This is a genomic window from Methylophaga sp. UBA1464 (assembly GCF_002325665.1).
In the GTDB taxonomy this organism is placed as follows: domain Bacteria; phylum Pseudomonadota; class Gammaproteobacteria; order Nitrosococcales; family Methylophagaceae; genus Methylophaga.
Genome location: NZ_DCSO01000090.1, coordinates 6,913 through 12,919 on the forward strand (window position 1 = coordinate 6,913; position 6,007 = coordinate 12,919).

General features: G+C 46.7%; 7 protein-coding genes. All 7 read left to right on the forward strand.

The window, feature by feature from the left end; genetic code table 11:
* The first annotated feature begins 15 nt into the window (after window positions 1–15).
* A complete protein-coding gene (locus tag B3O33_RS12075; RefSeq protein WP_292360957.1) occupies window positions 16–207 on the forward strand; it encodes a hypothetical protein in 192 nt (63 codons plus the stop codon).
* A gap of 128 nt (window positions 208–335) precedes the next feature.
* On the forward strand, window positions 336–1,721 hold the full coding sequence (locus B3O33_RS12080) for a sodium:solute symporter family protein (protein WP_292360955.1): 1,386 nt from the start codon (window positions 336–338) through the stop codon (window positions 1,719–1,721).
* Between the two features lie 46 nt (window positions 1,722–1,767).
* Entirely contained in the window at window positions 1,768–2,028 is a 261-nt protein-coding gene (locus B3O33_RS12085; protein ID WP_292360954.1) for a hypothetical protein, read from the forward strand.
* Between the two features lie 32 nt (window positions 2,029–2,060).
* Window positions 2,061–2,381, forward strand: coding sequence for a hypothetical protein (locus B3O33_RS12090; protein ID WP_292360952.1), 321 nt, complete (start codon window positions 2,061–2,063; stop codon window positions 2,379–2,381).
* Between the two features lie 70 nt (window positions 2,382–2,451).
* Complete coding sequence (locus tag B3O33_RS12095) at window positions 2,452–3,747, forward strand: TolC family protein (RefSeq protein WP_292363695.1); 1,296 nt, start codon at window positions 2,452–2,454, stop codon at window positions 3,745–3,747.
* A 4-nt stretch (window positions 3,748–3,751) separates the two neighbouring features.
* Window positions 3,752–4,978, forward strand: coding sequence for an efflux RND transporter periplasmic adaptor subunit (locus B3O33_RS12100; RefSeq protein ID WP_292360948.1), 1,227 nt, complete (start codon window positions 3,752–3,754; stop codon window positions 4,976–4,978).
* Window positions 4,979–4,995: 17 nt separating this feature from the next.
* On the forward strand, window positions 4,996–6,007 hold a 1,012-nt coding region (locus B3O33_RS12105), incomplete at its 3' end, for an efflux RND transporter permease subunit (RefSeq protein ID WP_292363698.1).

Here is a 6,007-nt window from a genome sequence, read left to right on the forward strand (position 1 = left end):
TAAAGGGAGTCGATTATGGAAACAACGAACGTTGCTGCAATGGCAACCCAGTTGTCCGTACAGCAATCTGCCCAGCAACAAATGGTCGCAACGCTTAAATTAAGCAATGATCAGATTGAAGCTCAGGGTCAGGCAGTATTAAAGCTACTCGATGCTGTTCCGATGCCACAGGGCAACTTGGGTAACATCGTTAATGTAAAAGTTTAATGGCTTAATTAACGCTTTTACGGAAGAATCATTCAAACCACCCCAGTCCAATGTGCTCGGGTGGTTTTTTAATGCCTGAAAACCACGTAAGCTTCATTCCAGACCTCACTCAATGGAACAAACTGAATATGGAAACTTTGGTTGTAATTGTCTACCTGTTTTTTGTTTTGCTTATTGGTTTATGGGCGGGACGTGGCATAAAAAACATGCGTGATTATGCTCTGGCTGGTAAATCCTTCGGCACACTGGTGATTTTTGCCACGTTATCAGCCTCATTTATCGGCGGTGGATTTTCAATGGGTAATGCCGAAAAAGTATTTCTGGTCGGTATCAGTAATATTGTGGCCTTATGGGGTTTCAGCGTAAAAGAAATATTGGTTGCAAAATATATTGCGCCACAAATGATGCGTTATCCCAATGCCATTTCGGTCGGTGACATTATGGATGAGCATTATGGCAAGGGAGCACGTCTGTTCAGTGGCGTATTTTCTCTGGCCTTATGCGCAGGTATTCTCGGCGCACAAATCGGTGCGATGGGCTATGTGTTTAATCTGTTTCTCGATGTAGATCGTGTCTGGGGAGTGTTGATTGGCTGCGGTATTGTTATTGCGTATGCAACAGTCGGCGGTATGCGCTCGGTGGTCTGGACCGATATTATTCAGTTTATTGTGCTTGCCGTCGGCATTCCGATGACACTGTATTTTGGTTTGCAGCATGTCGGTGGCTGGCAGGCCATGCAAACTAATTTACCCGAAGCGCATCTGACGCTGCCGACGGAGCCATTAGCGATTATCGCGTTATTATCATTATTTATGACGTTTATGCTGGGTGAAACATTAGTGCCGCCTTACCTGCAGCGTTTATTAATTGGCAAAAGCAGTAAAAATGTTATCCGTGGTTCTTTATTGAGCGGCTTGTTTTCAATTCCATTTTTTGCTGTTACCGGTTTAATCGGTCTGGTGGCATTAGCCATGCAGCCGACCTTAGATGCTAATTTAGCGATGCCTTATGTCATTCAGCAGGCCGTTCCGCCCATTATGCAGGGTATTGTGGCCGCTGCGATTGTCTCGATTATCATGTCTTCTGCAGATTCATTTTTAAACTCAGCTTCGATTGCTTTCAGTAACGATATTGTCACGCCTTTGCGTAAAATCCCATTAACAGCCAAAGCAGAATTAATGCTCGCTCGTGTGGTCACATTGCTGGTGGGTATTGCGTCGATGGTTTTTGCCCTGTCGATTGATAGCGTGATTGATATTTTGATATACGCCTATAACTTCTGGGCTCCGACGGTTTTGGTACCTCTGATGATGGCGATTCTTGGCTGTTATGTGAGTCGTAAACGGTTTATTGCCGGTGTAGTAGCAGGTATCGGTTCAGCCATAATCTGGAATGTCATGTTGCAGCAACCGTGGCAAATTGATGCATTAGTGATTGGTTTTTTTGCTAATCTGATTGCCTTTACCAGTGTTGATAAAGCTGCTGCAAATAGCGCCAAGATCGCTCATAATTAATGGGTGTTTGATTATCTCTCGATAATCAATATGTGAGGATAAACCGATGAGAATATTGACACCGCGATTTTATCGACTGCTGCCTTTGCCGATATTCGTTGCATTGACTAGCTGTGCTGCCTATAGCGTGGTCAATACTGACCGGTATTCCGGCTCATCCAGTGCGGTACCTGCCGAATATATTCCTTCACCGGGATTTTGTCGCATCTGGTATAAAAACCGTACTCCTGAGCAGCAACCTGCTCAGGGTGACTGTGACAAGCTCAAGCAGAATGTACCTGAGAATGCCGTACTGTTAAAAGGCTGACTTTTATCATGTTTTTAAGCTAAGATTTATCGATGACTTTACGACTGCGTATGCTGACTGCGGTATTTGTTATCATCAATTTATTGATGGTCAGTGGTGTGACTGCGTCTGTCGCTCATCAGCCGGATGATCATTATTCAGCGCATTTGAGCATCGTTCATAGTCATGCAGATCATGGACAGCATCACGATAATGTCGATCATGATCATCAGTTGCACCTGCATCTGATTGCTGATTTAGTCAGTTTCACTATGATTCTTCATACTCTGACAGCGGACGCTGTCAGCCGAACCAGTAGCAGTCAGCTGGTTACCTTGTATTATTCGCCCCTGTTACCACCCCCCAACGCTTAATTCCATAACGTTTTAAACAACTTAATGTTTTACTGCCGGCTTCTCAGCGGGTGGTGTTATGGAGTTCATCATGAATTATCAATCGAATTTGTTCGCTAACAGGCTATTGATCTGCCCGTTACTCTTAGCTTTGACTTTATGGGCCATGCCCGCACGAGCAGAAAACCAGCCGAGTCTTAATCTGACAACGGCGATCGAACGCACCTTACTGCAAAGCCCACAACTGCAACAATTTCCCTATCAACAGCGGGCACTGGAAGCGCAGAAACGGCACGCCGGCTTGCCGCCTAATCCACAACTGCAGGCTGATTTGGAAAATGTATTGGGTACGGGGCAGAGCCGTGGTCTTTCCGGTGCAGAACTAACGCTATCGTTAAGTCAGCTGATTGAAATGGGCGATAAACGTTTGAAGCGCGTTGATCTGGTCGACGCCCGGTCCAGTCAGTTGCAACAGGATTTTGAGCGGCAACGCCTGGATACTTTGTCTGATGTGGCCGCCAGGTATCTGCAGGCATTACGAGTCGATGCGTTATTAACCTGGAATCAACGGCGTATTCAAATTGAGCAGCAGGCCCTGGCGGTGATACAACAACGCGCGTCTGCCGGTGCTGTTGGACAGGCTGATGTATTACGGATGCAGCTTTTGCTTGAACGGTCAGAGTCCAGACAGCAGCAGCTCAATGGAGAACGTAAACTGGCCTACCAGCAATTAGCCGCTAGCTGGGGAGATGAGGTTGATTTTGCTCAGTTGGAAGGGCAATTGCAGCAATTGCAATCATTGCCGGAACAGGAAACACTGGAACAGGCCATTCTAAGTTCCCCCGCTTTTTTACAAACTCATTCTTTAATTCGCTTACGTGAAGCGCAATTACGGCTGAGTGAGGCAAAATCCACAGCTGATTTCAGCTTTGGTGCCGGTATTCGGCGTTTGGAAGGACAAAATGACAACGCTCTGGTGTTCAGTTTTTCGATGCCGTTGCAGTTATACGATCGCAATCAGGGCAATATCGCTGCAGCCCATGCAGACTATGAAGCTGGAATTCTGCAGCAACAGCTGACTCAGACTGAATTGCGAATGGCTTTACTGGAAATCTATCAGGCCATGCTGAATAACCATCAACAAATCGATAGGTTGCAAGAAAAACTTGTTCCGTTGACCCAAGAATTGTTGAAACAGACTGAAACCGGTTATCAAACAGGCCAATACAACGTGTTGCAATGGATTGATGCACAGATCGAATCATTCAGCGTAGAGCGCGACCTGATCGAGGCACAAACTGCAGTGCATCTCCAGCTACTTGAGTTGGAGCGGTTAACCGGGATGCCCTTGAGTCGTTCAATCTTTACTGCCAGTTATCAGGAATAGCTTCATGAAATTAATCACATTATGTTTTAGCCTGCTGGCACTGATGAGTTCGGTGGTTCTAGCGGCAACTGAGCATGATCACAACGAACAACATGATCATGAAGAACCTATCGAAGGGCCACATGGCGGACGGTTATTGGAAAACGACGATTTTGCCTTGGAAATAACCATTTATGAACAAGGCGTGCCGCCAGAAATGCGGGTTTATGCCTATCAACAGGGAAAGCCGGTCGATCCCGGGCAGATCAATTTAACCGTGACGTTAACTCGTCTGGATGATGAACAGAATCTTATCGACTTTATCGCCGAAGCAGACTATCTGCTGGGGGATACGGTTATTGAAGAGCCCCATTCGTTTGAAGTGGTTGTGGAAGCAGAATACCAGGGCAATTCACATCACTGGCATTTTGACAGTTTTGAAGGTCGCAGCACGATAACGGATCGCATGATAACACTATCAGGAATAGAAACAGAGCTGGCTGGGCCTCATACCTTATCAATAACCAACGCTCTTTATGGTGTAGTCAGTGTTGCGGAGGATCGCCAGTATCGGGTGCATGCTCCCTATCCCGGCATTATTGAATCAGTGCTGGTCAACACTGGCGACAAGGTCAAAAAAGACCAGGTGTTAGTGACCGTTCGTAATCAAACCACTTTACAAAGTTATTCTATCCGTAGTCCTGCAAACGGTGAGATAACCGAGCGTATGGCCAATGTAGGCGATCACAGTGATATGGGCAGTTTGCTGGAAATCAGTGATTTATCACGGGTCTGGATAGAGTTGTCGATGTTTCCAGCGGATATCGAACAGTTACGTGTCGGTATGCCGGTTGTCGTCAAGGACTTACACCAACATGAATCGGCTGAGGGAAAGATCAGCTATATCTCGCCCAAAATGACAGGCGGACATATTGCTCGCGCCCGTGCTGAAATTACTAATGCTGAAGGACATTGGCGGCCCGGCATGCATATCAATGCTGAAGTGACCGTGGAGCAATATCCTGCTGAATTAGCGGTAAAACGCAATGCCATTCAACTTTATCGTGATATGCCGGTGGTGTTTGTCCGTTATGGAAATACCTTTGAAGTCAGAATGCTTCAACTGGGCAAGCCGGATAAGGACTATATCGAGGTGCTTTCAGGCCTGAAACCCGGCAGTGAATACGTGACAACAAATAGTTTTCTGCTCAAGGCGGAGGTGCTCAAGTCCGGCGCCACCCATGATCACTAAGACCTTTGGAGCAGAAGATGATTAATTTTATTGTACGATTTTCTGTCGAGCGCCGATGGCTGGTGCTTTTATTAACAGTGCTTATAGCTGGAGTGGGCGCTTACAATGTTTTTCAGCTTAATATTGATGCCGTACCGGATATTACCAATATCCAGGTGCAGATTAATACCGAGGCAGAGGGGTATTCACCATTAGAGGTTGAACAACGGATTACCTATAGTGTTGAAAATGCGATGGCTGGGTTACCCAATCTGGACTATACCCGTTCGTTATCGCGATATGGTTTATCTCAGGTCACGGTGGTGTTTGAAGAAGATACTGATATATATCTCGCCAGGCAGTTGATAAATAAACGTCTTCAAGGTGTTCGCTCTGAGTTACCCGCGAAAATAGAACCCCAGATGGGGCCTATAGCAACCGGTCTTGGAGAAGTGTTTACCTACAGTGTCACTGCCAGAGCGGATGCGTTGAAGGCAGATGGCAAACCTTATTCGGCAGAAGACTTACGTACCATACAGGACTGGATTATCCGGCCCCAATTGGTGAAAGTACCGGGAGTCACCGAAATTAATAGCATTGGTGGCTATGAGCGTGAATATCAGGTGGCCCCCGATCCTGCTAAATTACTGGCCTACAAGGTCAGCCTGTCCGAGCTGGGTGAGGCATTAATCCGCAACAACCAGAACACGGGTGCTGGTTATATCGAACGCAATGGCGAGCAATGGCTGGTACGTTCTCCCGGACAATTATCCTCACTTGAAGATATTCGTAATGTGGTTATTACCAAACGTGATGACACACCGATTCGGGTGGCGGATGTGGCCAAGGTATTTTATGGAAAACAGTTGCGTACTGGCGCAGCCACCCGGGATGGTAAGGAAACAGTGTTAGGCACGGCTTTTATGTTGATCGGCGAAAACAGTCGAGTGGTCGCGAAAGCGGTTGCCGAGCGATTGGAACAGGTGAACCAGAGTTTGCCCGAAGGTATCCTGGCTGAAGCGGTTTACGACCGAACCACACTTGTGGAAA